Consider the following 19228-nt stretch of genomic DNA (forward strand, 5'->3'; position numbering starts at 1 on the left):
TGTGGACAGGTCACTGCCCCTGGTCGGTTACTGGTGGCGCCGATAACGCGCATTGCGTCCGATCGACGAGCTCTGGTGTCAGGCGTGAAAGGTCAGCCCGGCGGCAGCGCAGTCGGGGCGGACGCCAGCTTGGTAGAAGAGGTGCAGCACACGGTCGGTGAGCGTTCGGCTGCCGGCTCGGTCGAATCGCGCACATCGGTCCAGCGCTGCCATCATCGCCGCGCCGTCCGACTCGAGGTAGCGGATGAAGCCCCGATATGCGGGCGCCATCGCAGAGTCGGCAGCTCGTGCCTGGCCGCCGTTCTCGTGCTCGTCGATCGCCGCAAGCCAGAACGCGAGCCCGTCGGGATGCGTGCCGAGCTTCCCGAGCGCGGCCTGTGGCGCTTCTCGCATGGGTCGTTCGCGCCGTACCCACTCCTGCGCCGCGTCACGAGCGGCGTCGCCGAGGGGGCTGTGTGCACGCCACTCGTCTGACGGGCTCAACGTGTGATGGGTCCAGCCGGAGCCGTCGAAGTACCGCCGCCCGGAAGCGTCGAGCGGGTCGGTCCGCCATGCAGGAGCACTGGTCGGTCCTTCGGGCGCCGCCATGGGCTGCCTGGCAGTGGGAGTGGAGGAACGAGGCGTTGCGGTTGGCGTCCAGCGCGCTGGCCGTCGGGCGAGCCGGGTTGCGAGCGCGTCCCAGTCGCCAAGCGTGCGCGGTGTGATCTCGAAAACCTCCAGACCTGCTCGTTCGGCTGCCCTTCGTTTCGCGGCGGAGCGTGCGTCGTAGTCGGGCTTTCCGTGTAGCCCCAGATACTCGATGATGAGATCGCCGACGAGGAAGTCACCGCGGTAGTTCGTGCCGGGGTAGGGAGGTTCGCGGGTGTGGGCGATGCCCTGCTTATGGAGCCAGTCGTCGATCGTTCGTTCGCCGTAGGACAGGCAGAGGTGTCCGTCCTCTGCGATGGATCGCACCCCGCGGCTCATGCGTTCGGTTCCGTCGCCGAGTACGCCAGATGCTGCGAGCGCTCCGTGCCAAGTGCCGAACAGCTCGCTGACTGTGGAGCGGTCTGGCCAGTCCCAGAGGAGGCGAAGGAAAGCAAGTAACTCCTCGGAGGACGCGCTCCTCGGGTACTCATCGATAAACCCGTAGCCCGGACCGTCCTGGCGAGGGATAGCGCCGGTGACCGCGTGAAACTGCTTCATGCTGGAGATGATCTGGTCCCGCGTCAGTTCGACACCTCTGGGTCGTTCGCCGGGGCCGATCTCGATGAAGCACTCTGGGCAGATCATCCGGGCAGCAGCCGTGTTCCGAGTGGCATTGACTCGTCGCGCCGTCTCCGGGTCCATCGGGTTCCGGCACAGCGGGCAGGTAGGGAAGCGTGCCGGACTGTCTGCCGACTTGCCGTTTGAGCGACGGCCGCCAGTGATCGGCCACCAAATCGACGGCGGCAGCCTGTAGTCCCCCGCGGGCGCGGGGTAACGACGCGTGTCGCGCGCCACACGAGAGTCAGTGACGAGCGGTGATGGCGACGGCAAGCGCTCGAAGGTTGACGGGTCGGCGGTGCGGAGGAGCTTCTTCAGCGCCCGAGGCGCCGGCGCCTGGACTCGAAGCTCGAACCCGTCCTCCGTTTGCGACGCATCGACCAGGAGGTTGCGTCCGACGTGAGTCAGCGCCGCCGTGTAACGCTCCGCGTCATCGCCGAAGATGTAGGCAACTTGCTCTCCGTCGAGCCACACCCCTACTGCCGTCGCGTCTGCAGGGTTGCCTTCTTCGGGTACGAGGCGGAATTGTCCGTCTGGGAACCCCTGTTGGCGACGCCGCCAGCTCGTGAACCAGCTCTCGCCGGTCGTCCGCAGCGTTTTGATCGTGAGGCCCTGCACAAGGAGATCTCCACTGAAGCGTGGGGTTCCTCCGCGCGTGTTCCGACCCGATACCGGAGAAGGCGCCCCGTCGACGTGCACGCGACTACTGATTCTTTGCATGACGTCGGTCACGTGCCGTCCTTCCCTCTCAAGGCTGGCGCAAGTCAGCCTCCTGGCCGACAGAAAGGCTAGCGTCCGCGTGTGACAACGACTTGTAGCGATGCGCCGGCGCACTGGTCTCGTTGACCCAGTACGGGGGACATCGGGCGGGTTGAGTTCCTACCTGTGACGCTTCTTCGAAACACTCGTCATATGCGTAACGAACGGCCGCGGAACCGAGATGAGATCCCTCGTGAGGATTGGGACGGCCCCGAGGAGTTCGGACACACGTGGTTCGAATACGCGGAGGAAGTCCGCGACTACGTCGAGATGAAGAAGCTTCTTCCGCCACATACCACCGTGTCGCGGGGGTTGCAGATTGGCACATGGCTCGACAAGCAGCGGCGGCTCGGCCAGGCCCGGACAGGCGAAACCCTGCATCCAGCTCGGCGGTACTATCTCGAAACGTGGGTGCCGGAATGGGAACTCTCCCCCAGTGAGCAACTGTGGAACCGTCAGGCCGAAGCCCTGCAGAAGTTCGTTCTCGCGAACGACCGCTTTCCGCACACCCGTGAAGTAGTCGACGGGTATCCCCTCGGCCGCTGGCTCGTCTTCCAACGCGAGCTAGACCAGAAGCGGGACGGCGGCGCCATGCCGATCGAGCGGGGCCAATGGCTCGACGAGCACGTGCCTGGATGGAACGTAGCGGGAACGAGAGCTACGTGGGCTGAGATTGCTGACGAAGTCGCGGCATGGATGGAGCGGCATGACGGACGCCGCCCTGATCGCACCGTTGTTGTCTGTGGCGTCAATGCGATGCAGTGGCTGCGATTGCAGAAGGACCGACCACGAAGCGCCGACCAACGGCGATGGCTGGACGCCAACATCCCAGGTTGGGACGACATCCGTCGGCGCCCCGGGCGCGCCTCTCCGACATCTTGAGAGCGGTTCGCTCTCTCGTTGGGGCGAATGGCGCCGCCCAGCGCTGAGTGAAGTCGGCGGGGACCGTACCGTTGACCTGTGGCACTCGTCCTTCCGAACATGATCACTGCGGCAGAGAACACTGCATCAGGCTCGAGCGACCCCCTGTCGATCGCAGTAGGCGTGGTCGGTGGGGTCGTCGGCGACGTTGGCCTGTTCCTTTCGTGGTCCAGTGGACGCGCGGAACGGGCTGCGAAACGTCTCGAGCAGCTCATCACGATGGAGGAGGATGCTCGATCGCGAGGGCCGCGTGCCTCGGATGACCTGCGCGCCGTTCAGCAGCATTGGGCGTTCCTCGAGCAGCTCGATGAGGAAATTCGGCTGCACCAACAGTTCGCGTTCCGCGCCGCGCGTCGGGTCGGTTCGGTTCCGCAACGTCCACCGCAGCCGTCGTGGGGTGGACGCTTTACGGCGCGTTCCCGCTCATGGCCGGCTTCTACGTGACCTCCGTGGGCCGGCCCGTATCCGGCTTCACCGCCGGTGAATCATGGGTGCTGGCCGCAGGTGGTGTCCTCTGCTGGACGCGCGCGGTCGTACTCGGAGCTCGACGATTCCGCGTCTGGGAGGCACGGCGTGAGACCGGGATCACTGACCTGTATTCGAGACGCACGTTCGCCCGTCTGCGCGAGGTTGCCTTCAGGCGGCCTCGCTGAGCGGCAGTGAGCCCGACCACCCGCTCACCGACTTGCCGATGCGGTTCAGCACCCTGTACGACTTGTCGGATGCCTGACATCTCGATCGACGACGCGACGTTCGTCTTCCTCGAAAGACTCGCCGAACGGACCGGCTCATCGGTCAGCGACCTGGTCCGCTTCGCGACCTTTCCGGCACCGGCGTCCGATTCGATCCTCGCGGTCGATGTCACGCCCGAGACGTTGACGGTGTTCCAGCGCGAACAGCTCGCCGTGCAGCACGACCTTTTCGGGTACGTGTACACGACGCTGCCGGAGGTCGACGGTGAGCGGGATGTGCTCGAGGACACCTACGACGAGCACGTGCAACTCGCCGAGATCCTTCGCAATGGGTGGACAGCTCAGTACGACCGCGTGTTCGCGAAGTTGAAGCCCGAGCTGCCGGTCCACGTGTGCGCGTTCGTGAAGAACACATTGTCGATGTTCGGAGACATCACGTTCGCGCTCGACGCGTTGCCTACGGAGGACTACGAGGCGCTCGGCCGGCCTCGGGTTGCGACGTTGCGGTTCCGTGGCTTCGGATGGCGGAGCGAGCGCCGCCTCGCGGACTACGCCGAGCATCTGATCGTCGACGATAAGCATCACGCGGTGGTCCGCCGCTTTGCGGGGGTCGTCGATGACGACGTGACCGGCGAGTTCCCGTGGGCGGGCGAGACCGAGCGCGCGGAGGAGTACTTCCGGATGCTCGCGACGTTCGATCGACTCACTGACGGTCACGGCGTGGACGAGGACCTGCCGCTCACCCTGTCGCAGCTCGCGGCTATCGCAGACGCGAGCGCCTCGCCCTCCGCCTCCTGACGAACCTCGCCGACGGCGAAAGCGCCGCCCACCAGTGGGTGGGCGGCGCTTCGATGGCCCCGACGCGGCTGTCCAATAACGGCCACACGTCTAACGCAAGCGGCTGCCGCTGTCGAGGACACTCAGTCGAGGAGGTCAGGGTCGAGGAGGCTCGGCTCAGACTCGGACGCGTCGCGCTTCATGACGATCAGCTCGATGATCCAGGGCGCGTGTCGGAACGCCTTCGACGGTCGCTTGTCGTACCAGCCGGGCCTGTAGTTTGACTCGCGGGAGTCGGCCGAGTTGTCCGCAGCGTGCGACGGGGTCGCGCCGAGCTCGACGCGCTGGCTGACACCCGGCAGGTAGCTCCACTGACTCGGCGTAGTCGCGTCCATGGCCCAGTGGTCAACGCTCTGCTGGTCGGCGTTCTGCTGCTCGATGAGGTTCCGCGTGGAGCGCTGCTGGGCACCCTCGAGGTGGTCGTACTGGCGGGTGGGCGGAAGCATCGCGGCAGGGACACGGTGCGCGTACCCGAAGCAGTTCGGGTCGTTCGGCGCGGGCGTCGGGGCCGGCTGCAGCGCATCTCCGTCCAGGTTGGTCTCCCCCGCGGTGCGGGGCGTGGCGACAGGCCATCCGTCGCAGTGCCAGCGCACCAGGACGTTGCCGACCTGGGTGTCGGCCTCCAGCACGCGGCTGCCTCGCAGGTCCGTCTCGTCCGACTGCGACGCATCGCTCGGGGTGAAGGTGGCGTCCACCGCGTAGGTGTCGACGAACTGACGACGCCATGCACGGATTATCGGGCAGGTGAACTCCTGCCGGCCTCGGCGGCCGGCTCGGCGGAGGGCGATGCGCAGCTGCTGCAGCTCCTCGATGCTGTGGATGTGATGGGTCGTCTGCGTGCAGGTCGCGATGGGGGTGTTGCTGAGGGTGAGGTTGCGGTCCACGGTGGTGTCCTTCAGGTCGGAGCGAGGCGGTTGCTCGCTTGTGACACCCCTATGCGAGCTCGTGCTTGCGAGCGGGGCGCCGACACTGTTCGCGGACCTGATTTGGGACTCTCCAAGCCGTATTGACCCTCGTTCGTGGGCCAAAACGTTACCTATTCGGCGTTTTCTGACCCCCGGAGTGAGGAGTCCGGGCCGGGGGTCCGGACCGGCACTCGGGAGTTGCTGAAGCGCATGACGGCGACAGGTTTTCCTGCTGGTGGACTCGGCGCCGTTCGAACGGCCCCATGAGTGGCGCGGGCCTCGTAGCGTGCGCAACATGCATCGCCTAGCCAGCCACAACAGCAGCGCCACCACTAGTCCGACCGGGCGTCCCGAGAGGACTGCCGAGACCGGTGACGGGTCTGCTTCGTGAGCGGCGGTCCCGACGATTTGGAGTTGACTGCGACGCAGCGTCGGCAGCTCGCCGGGATTCGAGGCATTGCACGCATCCCGTTGGCGGACCTGCGCGACCAGAGTCCCCCGGACCTGCAGGCCCTTTACACCGAAGTGCAGGACGGCCAGGCGCTGATTCCGGGCTTGAAGATGGGGCTCGGCGCCCTCACCGTCCAGCGCTGGGACCCGGCGTACGCCGCAGCGGGGTGGACTCTACACGGCGCGGATCTCACTCTTGACCAAGGTCATCCGTTCGGGTCGATGTTCTACCGCAACGACGCTGACGGCCGTGTGCTGCGAGTCGGGGTGCAGTGGCATCCGCCGGTGCAGCAGCTCGAGTTCCCTGCCCTGCACCCGTCGAAGCCGGAACTCACCTCCAACTGCACCGACGAGGAGGTCGCCTCGGTGGTGCTGGATGCGCGGAGTCGGATCGGGACTCTTGTCGCGGTCAACGCGCAGATCGGGTCGTTCGTCGCCACCGAGGAGTCCGAGAACGCGATCCTCGACGCGTCCGGCCTCGGCTTGGAGCGGCTGTCGGAGGACGACCCGAGGTTGGTCGCTGATGCCTGATCGCCGGGCGCCGCGGTTCGAGCCGGTGCCGTTGCGGCTGCTGTCGTTGTCGGCGCAGTTCGATGCCGTCATCTGGCCGACGTTGGCGGGGATGACGTTCACGAACTCGACCGGGTCCCGGATCCTGCAACGGACCGTCAACGTCCGCACGACGGAGGATGGGTGGGCGTTCACGCTACCCAATGGGACGCCGTTGACTGACCCTGCTGACCCGCTACTCGGCGCAGCGACGCAGGTGCTGGGGGTGCTGTCCGAGCTTCGTGCGGTGGGCCGCGGGGTCGAAGCGGCGGGGCCTGCGGATGTCTGACCGGACGTGGGTGCAGACCATCCGGCAGGAACAAACGATTCTGTCGTTGCCGTTCGGGCTCGGGCGGACCATCGACATCACCCAAACCCTGGTCGCGCTGGCAGCGGCGGGGATGCCAGCTCGCGTGGAGGCGTTTGATCGGCTCCGGTTCGATGACGGCCGGTCCGGATTTCTGTCCACGCCGAACCCGACCGCCACGATCAACGACGACGGCACCCCCGCAGAACGGACCGAGGACCTCATCGTCCTGCCCGGCGGGTCCGAAGGCGGAGTCCTGTCGCTCGCGCGGCGGTACCCGGACTTGGTGGTGGTGAACGGGAAACGAGGGCGCGTCTGGGCCGACGGACGGCAGGTGCACGGGTCGTCGATGGAGCGCGACGCGACCCCGGAGTGGCGGAACGTGTTCACCGTGACCCGCACGGTCACGATGCACGGCGGCAGCACCACCGACATAGCAGCCCGGACCGGACTACAGGCCGGTCAGGTCGAGGCGGCGCTTCGGACCCTGGGCGGCCACGTCGTGTCGACCGAGCGCGGGTGGGAAGCAACCGACATCGGGCAGCTGGTTGATTGGACGCTTGCCGCGTACCCGGGACCCGGCGGTGTCCGCACCTGCTGGAAGCGTGAGGGCACCATCGACGCGCAGGCGGACCAGCTGATCGCGCTGGGCGGGCTGATGTCGGACCGGTGGGCGGCGCAGCAGGCCGGCGTGTTCGTCCCACCGAATCGGCTGACCGCGTTCTTCGCCCAGCATCCGGACATGGCGACGCTCGGCTACGAGCCCGTCACCGTCGACAACGCGACGGTGTCCGTCGTCATCCCGCAGGACACCACCCTCTTCACCGCTGAGGGATGCTGCACGGACGACTTCGTCACCGCCCACGTCATCCACGAAGACAGCTGGGTGACGCAGAACACAGACGCCGTCAATGGGCTCCGGCAACTCCTGCACTTCCAGGCCAACCTCGCCCACGACCTCCGCTGGCACCCCGGCAACCCGGGCGGGGCCGGCTGATGTTGCAGTTGCTGTCCCTGACGTTGGCGTACGACGACACCCGCTTCTTCGGCTCCGTCATGTTCACCGACACCGACCGCCCCGACGACAAGCCCGCCGCGGTCCTCATCGACCACACCGACATATCGCCCTGGTTTCGACTCACCAACGTGGACCCGGACGGTCAGGACCCGACCGTCCCGGAGATGGTCGAAGCGGACCGGATCATGCAGTTCATCCTCCGGTACACACCCGATCGCATCGGCCGCACCGCCGCCGACTTCCCCCAACCCTGACCGCCCTGCTCTCTCTACTGTCGAAGGTTCCCGCTGATGATGCGTCTGGTGTCCATGCACCTCTCGAACGACCGGATCCTCTGGGGGCACGTCCTCCTCGAGGACACCGACAACCCGGACGCGCACCTGGCGCAGATCCTGGTCCGCCCCATCGACACGGAGCCCGGGTACGAGCTCTACGACAAACACAACACGGTCTTATCGGATCTCGCGGTGCCGGCGGTGCGGGAAGCGAACCGAATCGTGCAGACCCTCCTCATCCCCGCCTCCGAAATCGCCCGCCGGGAGAAGGCGGTCCGGGCGGTGATCCACTCTGGCTACCTCGAAGGGTTCCCCGACGACATGCCGTGGCAGTCGCAGCTGTGGATGTACGCCCGCGGTGAAGTCACCCGTGAGCAGCTCAGCGCCTACGCGGACGAAGGCCGACAGATCCCCCGCGTGCCCGGCGTTCCTCCCACCGCCGCTGCCGACGTTCCCGAGGGCTGGTGGCAGGAGACGCAGGCACGCATCCGACGGCACCTGCTCGACTCGACCCTCACAGAAGCGGAAGCCGCAGCCGCGTTGCAGGTCAGTATCGAGGAGGTCGGTGAGCTGTTCGGGGCGAACCGGCTGCTGAGCTTCGACCTCGAGGGTGAGGAACGCATCCCCGACTGGCAGCTCGCGAAGCCCGCACTGCCGGAGTTCGGTGACCCGTCCTCGCTGCTACCCGGACTGGACGTCCTCTACGCAGCAGCGCCGCAGCCGCTCCTCGACGCAGCAGCGATGACCGAGTTCATCACCACACCCCGCACCTTCCTCACCATCAACGACGAACCGCTGACACCGTTGACACCGTTGACCTGGATTCAACAGGGGCGGCCGCTCGCAACGATCGTCGCCCTGTTCCGAGGACGGCGGTGGCGACCATGAGCAGCCGGCCGGACCTGTTCCTCATCAACGTCGCCTTCGACACCACCGGCATGCACGGGCACGTCTTCTTCCGCGACCCACCCAGCACCAAACTTCGGCAGGTCATCATCCGCAGCACCGACACCGGCAACATCTGCGAACCAGCACACGGCGACACCCGCGACGGATGGGAACCCTTCCTCGAGGAAGCCCGCTGGCTCATCGCCCTCATCCGCCCCGACACCCCCGAAGAGCACAGCTGATGGGGCCCGCACTCGAATGGGTGGCTGCCGCCTACTCCGGTCGGCCGCAGGTCACGATGCCGTACGGGCTCGGCGACACCACCGACCTCACCGACGCTCTCGCCGTTCTGAAACTCGCAGGGCTCGCCGCGGTCGTGGAGACGCACGACACGATCCGCCTCGCCGACGGACGGCGCGCGCGCTTCCCATCATTGACGCAGCGGCCGCGCGACGAGGCGACCGTTGACGCCGAGCTGCTGCTCCTGGCGCCGCGAACCGTCACCGCGACGCAGATTGCGCTCGCGGAGCAGACCGAGACGGTGCTGCTGGTCGACGTCGACCGGCGCCGCGTCTGGGTCGACGGGAAGCAGGTCCTTGGCGTGCACGAGAGGTGGAAGGACGCCGCGCCCATCTACGTCACCTTCGCCGTCGCACGGATGCTCGCCGTCAACGGCTCCACGTTCGAGGGTCTCGTGCGGGCAGGACTCACTCCCGGACAGGTGGACGACGCGCTCGCCCGACTCGGGAAACGCGTGCACCGCACCGACATCGGGTGGGAATCACGGAAGATCGGCGGGCTCATCGACTTCGCCATCGCCTGCTACCCCGGACCCGGCGGAGTGAGAACTCGGTGGACGTCCGACCGGCCGCTCGTCGAGCAGGCGGAACGGCTCATCGGCGCCGGTTGCCGGATCTCCGGTCGCGCCATCTCCGACCGCCCCGGCTACCCGGCCATCAGCAGGCGGGAGATGCCGTACCGACTCGTCGCATTCACCGAGCACGAGGTTGAGATGACCGCGCTCGGATTCGAACCCGACACGGTCGGCTACTCCGGCACCGAACTCATCCGACCCGCCGACCCCACCATCTTCCTCACCGCCGCCGCAGCCGGCTACACGGACCGTACCGACGACGTCATCACCGCGAACACGCTCCTCCGCGCCGACATGCGGAATGACGACGACGCGGCCTCGCTCGAAGAAGTGCGGAACCGGCTGCAGTTTCTCGCGGACACCGGCTACGACCTCCGGCACAATCTGCCGAGTTGAGGAACACGATGACGTCAGAGATCGTCCTGTCGCCGAAAGCTGGTCTTGCCCTCTTCTCAAAGCTGGAGCACGCATCGGAGCCGGAGGATCGAGACGAGCTCTGGTGCCACGACCAGGAAAGGAGGGCCGTTTGGGAGCGCCTCGACAGCCAGAAGGCTGAAGATGTCACCCGGTCGCGGACACCGAGGAACCCGTGAGCGGGAATCGGCCGGTTCTCACGCCGGAACCAGCACAACGAGTTCGAGCAGTTACACCTCTTCGAGGTCCTCGGCTGGGCCGACCGCGTCTACGTCTGCGGCGACGTCTCCCGCATCGGCTCCCAATGGCGGTGGAGCAGCTGGCCAGCCGACGCACTCCACCGAGACCGCACACCTGGCACGGTCGGACGGCGGGCTCGCCGGAAGCTCGAGTTCGACCACGCTTGGCGGTGCCCGCTGGTGTGATCGACGCTGCCGTCGCCGGTCGACGGCGCAGCCCATTAGCGGAGAGCGGATCAGCCCCGTTCCCGCGCCTCGGCGTGGAACGCGTCGACGGGCGCCACGATCTCACGGCCTCGGTGCCGGGCAGGGGAGTCTGGTTCATCGGATCGGTGGCCCTGGTGCATGTCGATCGAGATGACGGCCGTCCGGGACGGGTCGAGCCATGCCGCGAACGGCCTCTCCGAATCGAGCGGGCGTTCCGTGCCGTGCCGTGCCGTGCCGTGCCGTTGACAATGTTCGGCGTCATGCGGGTGCTCCTCCTGGGGGGCGGGTCAGGCGACCGTCCGCGCCTCCGACGAGTAGGCGTGCAGGCCACCGTCGACGACCGTGACCCCGACGCTCTGACCGGCCTCGATCCCGTCCGCCTGGTGCGCGGCCATCGTGGACGGCAGCCACACGCCGCCCACCCGCACGACCGCGCGGGCGAATGGTCCGGTGAAGTCGATGCTCTCGACGGCGCCCGTGAACGAATTGGTCCCACGTAGGTCTCCCGCCGGGTGCAGGATGACGCTCTCCGACTTCACCACGACCGACGCGACGCTCCCCTGTTCGAGACCGTGGCCCGGGACGGCGAAGCGGGTGCCACCGATGTCGATGAGCTCGCCGACGACCGCACCCGTGCCGACCGGTTCCGCACCGAGGAACGACGCCACGAACTGGCTTGACGGACGCGCGTACATCTCCTTCGGCGTGCCGTACTGCTGCACCCGACCGCCGTCGAGCATGAGCACGGTGTCGGCGAGGCCCATCGCTTCCTCCTGGTCGTGCGTGACCATCACGGTCGTGAGCCCGGTCTCCGCGTGCACGCGCGCCAGTTCGCGCTGCATCTCGCCGCGGATCTTCCGATCGAGCGCGCTGAGCGGCTCGTCGAGGAGCAGGACCTCCGGGTCGACGACGAGTGCGCGCGCGAGGGCGACGCGCTGCTGCTGGCCGCCGGACAACTGTGCGGGCTTGCGGTGCTCGAACCCGCTGAGGCCGACGAGGGCGATCCGTTCCTGGGCCTTCTTCCGCGCTTCGGCACGGGACACACCGCGGGCACGGAGGCCGTACATGACGTTCGCGAGCACGTCGAGGTGCGGGAAGAGCGCGTAGTTCTGGAACACGAACCCGATGCGGCGGCGCTCGACGGCCTGGTGCGTGACGTCGCGGTCACCGATCCGCACGGTGCCGGCGTCGGGTTCCTCGAGGCCGGCGATGATCCGGAGCAGCGTCGACTTCCCCGAGCCGGACGACCCGAGCATGCAGCAGAACGAGCCGTCCTCGACGGTGAGGTCGATCGGGTGGAGCACCGTGGTGCCGTTGAAGGACTTGGAGACGTCGGAGACGGTCAGGATCGCCATGGTCAGCGTGCTCCGTTCTGGGAGGTGAAGAGTTTCGCCGCGTTCCCGGTGAGGGCGTGCAGCAGGAGGATGAGGACGATCGTGCTCGCGACGATCAGCGTGCCGAGCGCGTTGACGTCGGGTGTCACGCCGAGGCGCACCATCGAGTAGATCTGCACCGGCAGCGTCGAGACGCCGATGGGCGCCAGGAACAGCTGGACCGCGAAGTTGTTGAAGCACATCACGAAGGCGAGGAGCGCACCCGCGACGATGGCCGGCGCCATCAGGGGCACCGTCACCGTGAGGAAGGTCCTGAACGGGCCTGCGCCGAGCGAGCGGGCCGCTTCGGCGAACCGCGGATCGAGGTCCTGCAGGCGACCGCTCACCACGAGCACCACGAACGGCAGGCTCGCGACGACGGACGAGAGCACGAGCGGCAGCGTGGTCTGCGAGAGCCCGAGGAACGAGAACACCGACACCAGGCCCGCCGACAGGATGAGCGCGGGCACGGTGAGCACCGACAGCAGCAGGGCGTTCACCGGCTGCTTGATGACGACCGACGTCTTCGCGAGGCCGAACGAGAGCAGCGTGCCGATGACGACCGCGATCACCGTCACCTCGGAGGCGAGCGTGATGCTCGTCTCCAGCGCGCCGATGAGGGCACCGTCCTGACCGAGTTGCGCGTACCAGTGGGTCGTGAAGTGGAACGGCAGCGTTCCGTACCGGGAGCTGTTGAACGACAGCACGACCATGGACAGGATCGGCAGCGCGAGCACCACCATCACGCCCCAGAGCCAGCCGACGAGGACGCGCGGCGCGATCGGTTTCCGCATCAGCGGGTTCCTTCCTGGAGGGCCGGGTCGAGTGTCGAGGAGACCGTCGCCGCAGCGACCGTCTCGGCGGCCGGCGTGACGCGCGGCTTCCGCGCACGGTTCCCGATGCCCAGCACGAGTGCGGCGATGCCGACGACGATGAGGCTCGCGACGAGGAGCAGCAGCGAGAGCGCCACGGCGAACGGCTCGCCGGACCCCGTCCCGAGCTGCTCCGAGATCGCGTTGCCGAGCATGTTGCCGTTCGGGCCGCCGAGCACCTGGGGTTCGGCGAACGCACCGACGGTCTGCACGAAGGTCAGCGAGAAGTTGACGAGGAGCATGCCGGAGCAGAGCGGCCAGATGACCGTCGTGAAGGCGTGCAGGCGGCCGGCCCCCAGGGTGCGGGCCGCCTCGAGGAGCGAGCCGTTGACGCGCTCCGATGCCGAGTACATGACGAGGACCGCGGTGGGCAGGCTCTCGTACACGAGCATGAGGAGCGTCGCGGTGGGCGTGTAGAGGAACGAGGTCTGGTCGTCGCCGCCGAACAGCGCGGCGATCGAGGACACCGGCCCGCCGGGCTGGACGAGGGTCATGTACCCGTAGATGAGCAGCAGCTGCGAGGTGATGTACGGGATGACGACGAGCCCGAGCACCAGCGACCGCGTGCGCGGCTGCACGTACCGCGCGAGCGCCCACGCCGCCGGCCAGCCGATCGCGATGGAGAGGACCGTGACGAGGACGGCGATCCACACGGTGCGCCAGAGGAGTCGCAGGTAGGTCGCCGATGTGATGGCCTTACTGAAGTTGTCGAACGTCACGCCGCCGTCGCCCGAGGTGAACCCGATGACGACGATCGCGAGGAGCGGCAGGAGCGCGCAGAGGACGAGGAGCAGCACACCGGGCGTGATGAGCGCGGTGCGAGCGGCCGCCGCCCCGCGGACGGGCCGGCGACCGGCCCGCCCACGGGTGACTGGAGCTGCGGCGGTCACGTCAGCCCGCCTTGACTTCCTGCCAGGTGTCGGTCCACTCCTGGAGTCGAGCGGCCGGCACGGGGAGCTGGATGGCGAGACGGTCGATCGACGACGGGTCGGCCTGCAGGCGGGTCTTCGTGTCCGCGCTGAGTGAGTCGACGACCTTCTCGTTCGCGGGCGCCGGGGCGGCGTCCGCTGGGGTGTTCGCCCACTTGGTGAGGAACGTCGATCCGGTCATGTAGTCGAGCCACTTGTAGGCGAGCGAGAGGTGCTTCGTCTTGGCCGAGATCGCCCAGTTGTCGATCCAGCCGACGGCACCCTCCTTCGGCACGGTGTAGGCGAGGTCACCCTGACCGCCGCCGATCATGCCGCCGATGCCGTCCGAGTTCGCGATGCCGATCGAGACGGAGCCGCTCGAGATCGACTTCGCGAGGTCACTGGTCGACGAGTAGGTGACCTTCGTGTTCGCCTTGAGCTCCTCGAGCGCCTTCTTGACCTTCGTCATGTCCGGGTTCTGGGGGTCCTCACCGAGGTAGAGCGCTGCACTCGGGACGAGCACGGTCGCGTCGTCCGTGACGGCGACCTTGCCCGCAGCCGCCGCATCCCACAGCGTCGAGATCGAGGTCGGCGCGGTCGGGTAGTCCTTCGTGTCGTAGAACACGCCGGTCGAGCCCCACGTCCACGGGATGCCGTAGAGCTTGCCGTCCCTGCGGATCTCATCGAGGTCGCGGAACCGTGAGTAGATGTCGTCGTAGTTGGTGAGCTTGCTCGTGTCGAGCTCGTGGAAGAGGCCCTGTTCGATGCCCTTCCCGATGTACTGCACGTTGGGCAGCGCGACGTCGATGCCACCGTTCGCCTTGTCCATGAGCTGGAGGAGGTTCTCCTCCGAGTCGATGTACTGGAACTTGAGGGTGGCACCGGTCTCGGCCTTGAACTGCTTCGCGACCCAGGGCAGGTCCGCGCCGTAGTCCTTCCAGATGCCGACGGTGAGGGTGTCGGCGTCATCGCTGCTCGCGCTCGAGGAGGAGAGCGAGCAGCCGCTGAGTGCGAGCGCCGCCGTGGCGACGACCGCGGCCGCGCCGACGAGGCGGGATCGACGGCGGGAGCCGGAGATGGAGAGCTTCATGTCGTGTCGTCCTTTGCGGGCGAGGTGCTGAGCACCCGGGGAATGAGCTGTTGCAGGGGGAACGGTCAGGGGGTGGTGACCGGGTGGTGCGCGAAGACGCCGTCGAGGTGGCGACGTGCTTCGACGAGCCGCGCCACCGGGTCGGGCGCGGCGTCGAGTTCGAGGAGGACCGGACCCGTCACACCGGCACGGTCGAGCGCCGCGGCCACGGCGGGCCAGTCGACGATCCCCTCGCCCATGGGACGGAAGTACGGGCGGTGCCGGACGAAGACCTCGGCGTCCACAGGCACCTGTTCGGTGAACCGACCGGCGGCGTCCTTCCAGTGGAGGAGGCCGATGCGGTCGGCGTGGCGCTCGATCACGGCGACGGGGTCGGAACCGCCGAGCACGAGGTGCCCCGTGTCCGCGCAGAGCCCCACGAGGAACGGATCCGCGAGCAGCATGACGAGGTCGACGTCGCGCGAGGTCCAGAAGGTCGAGTGGCTTTCCGGGTGCAGGAGCAACCGGACGCCGTGCCGTGCAGCAGCCTCCGCGATCGCGTGCACGTCGTCGACGATCGGCGCGAGCGTGGCGAGGTCGACTGGCTCGAGGTCGCCGGCGGTGTTGCTCCGGCGCATCGGCATGCCCGCGACGAGGAACGACCCACCGACGGCGGCGAGGCGTTCGGCGGCGGCCGACGCGGCCTCGACGAGGCGCTCGCGGATGTCGGCGGCGGCGAGGTCCGCGTGCTCCAGGTCACCGAAGTACTCGCTGACGACACGCATTCCGCGGCGATCGAGCTCGGTGCGGAGACCGTCGAGACCACCGAAGGCGCGTGCGGCGGTGATGAGGTCCGCGGGCGGGAAGGTCGTCTCGAGGACCGTGACCCCGGCCTCCTCGAGGCGGTCGAGCACACCGGTCCAGAACCAGAGCGGTTCCCGGTCGGCGTGCGCGGCGAGCGCCGCGCTGTCGGGCTCGCCCCATGCCGCCGGGTCGAAGAACGTGATGAGGTCGACGCCGTAGCGAGGCGTTCCGTCGTTGCTCATGACTGCTCCTATCCCTCTCCGACGCCGAGCCGGAGTTGCACCATTGTTCGAGCGTGATCGCTACCCAAGCAAATGCGATGTAGCGAGCGAAAGAATCACTTTTCGAGATGTAAGGCCGTTCTGAAACGGACGTGAAACAGTAGCCTCGACCAGGTCGACGTCGGGGTGATCCCCGCGGGGTTCTGTTTCCGTTGCATTACCGAGTGATTACGTCAAAGGGTTGCATCTGGCGAGGCGATGTAGCGTGTGCGCGTTCCCGATGACCGCTCTCCGCTCCTCGCGCGCGATCATCACCTGAACGAACGTGGCCTGGGAGGTCAGCATGCGAGTTAACGTCCTCATCGTCGGCGGCGGGATCATGGGAGCCGCGGTCGCGGCCGAGGTCCGCGCCGCACGCCCCGACGTCGGCATCACGGTGGTCGACACTGGTCCGGTGATCGGCGACACCCCGGGGCTGCACCTGCACGATGTCGAGGACGAGGGCATCTGGGGCGCGTACAACCAGCTCGCTGGCGGCGGCAACCAGGCCGTGTACGTCGGTGCGCAGCTCGAGCGGACCCTCGGTGGCGAGCCGTCCGCCGCCCGCCCCGGCATTTATGATCTCGCCGCGTTCGACGGCGTCGCCCCGACGCTCCCCGGTGCAGCGATCGCGTGGAACGCCGGCGGCATGGGTGTGCACTGGACGGCGGCCACCCCGGTCCCGTACGGCGCCGAGGTGCCCTACGCGGTCGACCCGGGGGAGTGGCGGGCGGACCTCGTCCGCGCGCAGGAACTCCTCGCAACCAACCCCGACCCGTACGGACCGAGCCCGGCCCGCGAACCCGTGCTCGGCACCCTCACGGAGCTCTTCGGCGCCGTATCCGACCCGGGCCGAGGCCCGCAGCCCATGCCGATGGCGATTAACGAGGGACCGGACGGCCGGCTGTACCGGACCGGACCGAGCCGGATCTTTCCACCCATCGGCGGCGACAATGAACCCCGCACCAACGTCGTCACCGAGACCACGTGCCTCCGGGTCCTCAGCGAGGACGGCCGGGCGTCGGGCGCCGTCGTCCGTTCGCTGCGCACCGGCGAGGAGCGCGTCATCGAGGCCGACGTCGTCGTGGTCGCCGCGGATGCGCTCCGGACCCCGCAGTTGCTCTGGGCCTCCGGGATTCGTCCCGAGGCGCTCGGGCACTACATGAACGAGCACGCCATGCTTACAGGGCGCACCGAGCTCGACCACGAGCGCCTCGGGGTCGACCTCGCGACCTTGCCGCCGCTACGGGACCGCGAGTGGAACTCCGGGTCGTCCTGGCTCCCGGTGAGCGGCGAGCGGCAGCCGTTCCAGGCGCAGCTCATGGAGGGCACCATGGAGGACGAGGACGGAACGACCACGGGTTACGTCGTGGGTCTCACCTGGTACGTCCCCACCGAGATCCGGCGCGAGAACCGCATCGAGTTCGGCGACGAGCTCGACCCGGTCGGGATGCCCGCGATGCGCGTGCACTTCTCCCGCAGCCCTGCCGACGAGGAGGCGATCACGGCAGCCCGCGCCGACCAGGCACGGGTCGGACACGCACTCGGCCGGTTCGACCCGGAGCGGGACACCGCTATCCTGCCCGCGGGCTCCTCGCTGCACATGACCGGGACGGTGCGGATGGGCAGCGTCGACGACGGCACGAGCGTGTGCGACCCGAACGGTCTCGTCTGGGGCACCGAGAACGTGTTCGTCGCCGGCAACGGCGTCCTTCCGACGGCCCTGGCGGCGAACTCGACCCTCGCGGGCACCGTCACCGCCGTGCGCGCGGCACGGGCCGTCGCAGCCCTCGTCCCCGAAGGAGTCCAGGCATGAGCGAGACCACGTTCGACCTCCTCGTGATCGGCGGTGGCACGGCCGGATCGCTCCTGGCCGCGCGCCTGTCGGAAGACCCCGACGTCAGCGTCGCCCTGCTCGAGTGGGGTCCCGACGATCGGAGCGAGGACCGGGCCCGGTACATCCGCCGCTGGGCTGAGATGCTCGAGGGCGAGTACGACCTCGACTACCGCAGCGTCCCGCAGGAGCGCGGGAACTCGGACATCCGGCAGGCGCGCATGCGGATCCTCGGCGGCTGCTCGAACGCTAATACCATGATCGCTTGGCGACCGCTCGCATCGGACCTGCGCGAGTGGGTCGGACTCGGTGCCTCGGGCTGGGACCCGGCCACGATCCTCCCATACTGGGACCGTCTCGAGGTCCCGATCCACCCGGTCGGCGCCGCCGACCGCAATCCCTTCGTCGCGGACGTCGTGACGGCCGCGGCACGGGCGCTGAACGTCCCGGAACAGGAGGCTTGGAACGACGGCAGGCTCGACGTCCGCGCCGCCGGCAGCGGCTTCTTCGAGGTCGGGTACGACCCGGAGACGAACGTGCGTGGTGCGACGTCAATCCACTACCTGCACCCGATCATGGACGAGCGATCGAACCTCACCGTCGTGACCGGGGCGCGTGCCCGCCGTGTCGTCATCGAGGACGGGGTCGCGGTGGGTGTAGAGGTCGTCGACGCCGACGGCGTGGTGACCACCTACCGGGCCGCGCGCGAGGTCGTGCTCAGCGCGGGCGCGATCGACACCCCGCGGCTCCTACAGCTCTCCGGCATCGGCCCCAGCGACGTGCTGGAGGCCGCGGGCATCGACGTGGTCGTCGACTCCCCCGGCGTGGGCGGCAACCTGCAAGACCACGCCGAGGGCCTGGCGGTCTGGGAGGTCGCCACGGACATCCCGGCGACATCGGCGAGCGGGTGGGACGCCGGCGCGATGCTCAGCGTCGACGGCGCCCCGGACCAGCCGGACGTGCTCATGCACTTCCCGGTCGAGGCGGTCGTCGACCATCCCCTCGCCCGCGGCGTTACGTTCCCCGAGCGCATCGCCGCGATCGCCCCGAACGTGGCGAAGCCCGCGAGCCGTGGTCGCGTGTGGGTGACGTCATCGAATCCGGACCTGCCGCCGTCGATCGACTACCGGTACTTCACCGACGCCGACGGCCACGACGAACGCATGCTCGTCGAGGGCGTCCGCGCCGCGCGCCGGATCGCCGCCGAGGAGCCGCTCGCGCAGCACCTCGTGCGCGAGGTGTTCCCCGGACCGGAGGTGCAGAGCGATGAGGAGCTCTCGCGCGTGCTCCGCGACGTCCACCAGACCGTCTACCACGTGTCCGGGACCTGCCGGATGGGCGCCGACGATGACGCGTTCGCGGTCCTCGACCCGGAGCTCCGCGTGCGCGGGGTCGAGCGGCTCCGGGTGGTGGACGCCTCGGTGTTCCCGTCGGTCACCGCCGTGAACCCGGTCGGGACGATCATGACGGTCGCCGAACGCGCCGCCGACCTCATCCGCCGCGACCGCGAGCGCTGAACGACGGAAGA

The 19228-nt window shown here is 68.2% G+C and carries 20 protein-coding genes; 13 read left to right on the forward strand and 7 right to left on the reverse strand.

Annotated features, from left to right (window positions below; genetic code table 11):
* Positions 1-78: 78 nt before the first annotated feature.
* Positions 79-1977 carry a hypothetical protein gene (locus WFH25_RS11000; RefSeq protein WP_336697678.1) on the reverse strand — a complete coding sequence of 633 codons (1899 nt, stop codon included), beginning with the start codon at positions 1975-1977 and terminating at the stop codon, positions 79-81.
* Between the two features lie 180 nt (positions 1978-2157).
* Here WFH25_RS11000 and WFH25_RS11005 point away from each other — a divergent pair, with 180 nt between their 5' ends.
* The 3 genes from WFH25_RS11005 to WFH25_RS11015 all read left to right on the forward strand — a co-directional run bounded on the left by WFH25_RS11005 (position 2158) and on the right by WFH25_RS11015 (position 4415).
* Positions 2158-2886, forward strand: a complete 729-nt coding sequence (locus WFH25_RS11005) for a hypothetical protein (RefSeq protein WP_336697679.1) — start codon at positions 2158-2160, stop codon at positions 2884-2886.
* A 78-nt stretch (positions 2887-2964) separates the two neighbouring features.
* Positions 2965-3369 carry a hypothetical protein gene (locus WFH25_RS11010; RefSeq protein ID WP_336697680.1) on the forward strand — a complete coding sequence of 135 codons (405 nt, stop codon included), beginning with the start codon at positions 2965-2967 and terminating at the stop codon, positions 3367-3369.
* 278 nt (positions 3370-3647) lie between these two features.
* Positions 3648-4415: a YfbU family protein gene (locus WFH25_RS11015; protein WP_336697681.1), complete on the forward strand. Its 768-nt coding sequence runs from the start codon at positions 3648-3650 to the stop codon at positions 4413-4415.
* A 122-nt stretch (positions 4416-4537) separates the two neighbouring features.
* Here the strand turns inward: WFH25_RS11015 and WFH25_RS11020 are convergent, their stop codons facing one another.
* Positions 4538-5338 (reverse strand): hypothetical protein, encoded by an 801-nt coding sequence (locus WFH25_RS11020; RefSeq protein ID WP_336697682.1) that lies wholly within the window; start codon positions 5336-5338, stop codon positions 4538-4540.
* 408 nt (positions 5339-5746) lie between these two features.
* On the opposite strand from WFH25_RS11020, the gene WFH25_RS11025 reads away from it, so the two are divergent.
* From WFH25_RS11025 to WFH25_RS11060, 8 genes are read left to right on the forward strand one after another with little or no spacing between them, the layout of a single operon-like run.
* Positions 5747-6340 (forward strand): hypothetical protein, encoded by a 594-nt coding sequence (locus WFH25_RS11025; protein WP_336697683.1) that lies wholly within the window; start codon positions 5747-5749, stop codon positions 6338-6340.
* Entirely contained in the window at positions 6333-6647 is a 315-nt protein-coding gene (locus WFH25_RS11030; RefSeq protein ID WP_336697684.1) for a hypothetical protein, read from the forward strand. Before WFH25_RS11025 ends, WFH25_RS11030 begins: the two co-directional genes overlap by 8 nt.
* Entirely contained in the window at positions 6640-7662 is a 1023-nt protein-coding gene (locus tag WFH25_RS11035) for a hypothetical protein (RefSeq protein WP_336697685.1), read from the forward strand. The genes WFH25_RS11030 and WFH25_RS11035 overlap by 8 nt, the downstream gene beginning before the upstream one ends.
* Positions 7662-7937, forward strand: coding sequence for a hypothetical protein (locus WFH25_RS11040; RefSeq protein WP_336697686.1), 276 nt, complete (start codon positions 7662-7664; stop codon positions 7935-7937). Before WFH25_RS11035 ends, WFH25_RS11040 begins: the two co-directional genes overlap by 1 nt.
* A gap of 36 nt (positions 7938-7973) precedes the next feature.
* Positions 7974-8846, forward strand: coding sequence for an antitoxin VbhA family protein (locus tag WFH25_RS11045; RefSeq protein ID WP_336697687.1), 873 nt, complete (start codon positions 7974-7976; stop codon positions 8844-8846).
* Complete coding sequence (locus WFH25_RS11050) at positions 8843-9088, forward strand: hypothetical protein (protein WP_336697688.1); 246 nt, start codon at positions 8843-8845, stop codon at positions 9086-9088. The genes WFH25_RS11045 and WFH25_RS11050 overlap by 4 nt, the downstream gene beginning before the upstream one ends.
* Positions 9088-10116 (forward strand): hypothetical protein, encoded by a 1029-nt coding sequence (locus WFH25_RS11055; RefSeq protein WP_336697689.1) that lies wholly within the window; start codon positions 9088-9090, stop codon positions 10114-10116. The genes WFH25_RS11050 and WFH25_RS11055 overlap by 1 nt, the downstream gene beginning before the upstream one ends.
* 8 nt (positions 10117-10124) lie before the next feature.
* Complete coding sequence (locus tag WFH25_RS11060) at positions 10125-10313, forward strand: hypothetical protein (RefSeq protein WP_336697690.1); 189 nt, start codon at positions 10125-10127, stop codon at positions 10311-10313.
* Between the two features lie 554 nt (positions 10314-10867).
* Here WFH25_RS11060 and WFH25_RS11065 read toward each other — a convergent pair.
* The 5 genes from WFH25_RS11065 to WFH25_RS11085 form a co-directional block, all read right to left on the reverse strand.
* Complete coding sequence (locus WFH25_RS11065) at positions 10868-11935, reverse strand: ABC transporter ATP-binding protein (RefSeq protein WP_336697691.1); 1068 nt, start codon at positions 11933-11935, stop codon at positions 10868-10870.
* A gap of 2 nt (positions 11936-11937) precedes the next feature.
* The gene (locus WFH25_RS11070) at positions 11938-12747 is read right to left on the reverse strand and encodes an ABC transporter permease (protein WP_336697692.1); all 810 of its coding nucleotides are present in this window, start codon (positions 12745-12747) and stop codon (positions 11938-11940) included.
* Positions 12747-13715, reverse strand: a complete 969-nt coding sequence (locus WFH25_RS11075; protein WP_336697693.1) for an ABC transporter permease — start codon at positions 13713-13715, stop codon at positions 12747-12749. The genes WFH25_RS11070 and WFH25_RS11075 overlap by 1 nt, the downstream gene beginning before the upstream one ends.
* A 1-nt stretch (position 13716) precedes the next feature.
* Complete coding sequence (locus WFH25_RS11080; RefSeq protein ID WP_336697694.1) at positions 13717-14823, reverse strand: ABC transporter substrate-binding protein; 1107 nt, start codon at positions 14821-14823, stop codon at positions 13717-13719.
* A 65-nt stretch (positions 14824-14888) separates the two neighbouring features.
* Positions 14889-15848 (reverse strand): sugar phosphate isomerase/epimerase family protein, encoded by a 960-nt coding sequence (locus tag WFH25_RS11085; protein ID WP_336697695.1) that lies wholly within the window; start codon positions 15846-15848, stop codon positions 14889-14891.
* 322 nt (positions 15849-16170) lie between these two features.
* Between WFH25_RS11085 and WFH25_RS11090 the strand changes: the two genes are divergently transcribed.
* Both WFH25_RS11090 and WFH25_RS11095 read left to right on the forward strand, forming a co-directional pair.
* Complete coding sequence (locus WFH25_RS11090; protein WP_336697696.1) at positions 16171-17682, forward strand: GMC family oxidoreductase; 1512 nt, start codon at positions 16171-16173, stop codon at positions 17680-17682.
* A complete protein-coding gene (locus WFH25_RS11095) occupies positions 17679-19217 on the forward strand; it encodes a GMC family oxidoreductase (RefSeq protein WP_336697697.1) in 1539 nt (512 codons plus the stop codon). The genes WFH25_RS11090 and WFH25_RS11095 overlap by 4 nt, the downstream gene beginning before the upstream one ends.
* Positions 19218-19228 lie beyond the last annotated feature (11 nt).

It is taken from the genome of Curtobacterium sp. USHLN213 (assembly GCF_037144815.1).
Taxonomy (GTDB): domain Bacteria; phylum Actinomycetota; class Actinomycetes; order Actinomycetales; family Microbacteriaceae; genus Curtobacterium.

What these genes read in the sequence shown, in the direction of transcription:
- WFH25_RS11005 (WP_336697679.1), top strand. Translation starts at nt 2,158, where the DNA reads ATGCGTAACGAACGGCCGCGGAACCGAGATGAGATCCCTCGTGAGGAT.
- WFH25_RS11015 (WP_336697681.1), top strand. Translation starts at nt 3,648, where the DNA reads ATGCCTGACATCTCGATCGACGACGCGACGTTCGTCTTCCTCGAAAGA.
- WFH25_RS11030 (WP_336697684.1), top strand. Translation starts at nt 6,333, where the DNA reads ATGCCTGATCGCCGGGCGCCGCGGTTCGAGCCGGTGCCGTTGCGGCTG.
- WFH25_RS11035 (WP_336697685.1), top strand. Translation starts at nt 6,640, where the DNA reads ATGTCTGACCGGACGTGGGTGCAGACCATCCGGCAGGAACAAACGATT.
- WFH25_RS11040 (WP_336697686.1), top strand. Translation starts at nt 7,662, where the DNA reads ATGTTGCAGTTGCTGTCCCTGACGTTGGCGTACGACGACACCCGCTTC.
- WFH25_RS11045 (WP_336697687.1), top strand. Translation starts at nt 7,974, where the DNA reads ATGATGCGTCTGGTGTCCATGCACCTCTCGAACGACCGGATCCTCTGG.
- WFH25_RS11050 (WP_336697688.1), top strand. Translation starts at nt 8,843, where the DNA reads ATGAGCAGCCGGCCGGACCTGTTCCTCATCAACGTCGCCTTCGACACC.
- WFH25_RS11055 (WP_336697689.1), top strand. Translation starts at nt 9,088, where the DNA reads ATGGGGCCCGCACTCGAATGGGTGGCTGCCGCCTACTCCGGTCGGCCG.
- WFH25_RS11060 (WP_336697690.1), top strand. Translation starts at nt 10,125, where the DNA reads ATGACGTCAGAGATCGTCCTGTCGCCGAAAGCTGGTCTTGCCCTCTTC.
- WFH25_RS11065 (WP_336697691.1), bottom strand. Translation starts at nt 11,935, where the DNA reads ATGGCGATCCTGACCGTCTCCGACGTCTCCAAGTCCTTCAACGGCACC.
- WFH25_RS11070 (WP_336697692.1), bottom strand. Translation starts at nt 12,747, where the DNA reads ATGCGGAAACCGATCGCGCCGCGCGTCCTCGTCGGCTGGCTCTGGGGC.
- WFH25_RS11080 (WP_336697694.1), bottom strand. Translation starts at nt 14,823, where the DNA reads ATGAAGCTCTCCATCTCCGGCTCCCGCCGTCGATCCCGCCTCGTCGGC.
- WFH25_RS11085 (WP_336697695.1), bottom strand. Translation starts at nt 15,848, where the DNA reads ATGAGCAACGACGGAACGCCTCGCTACGGCGTCGACCTCATCACGTTC.
- WFH25_RS11090 (WP_336697696.1), top strand. Translation starts at nt 16,171, where the DNA reads ATGCGAGTTAACGTCCTCATCGTCGGCGGCGGGATCATGGGAGCCGCG.
- WFH25_RS11095 (WP_336697697.1), top strand. Translation starts at nt 17,679, where the DNA reads ATGAGCGAGACCACGTTCGACCTCCTCGTGATCGGCGGTGGCACGGCC.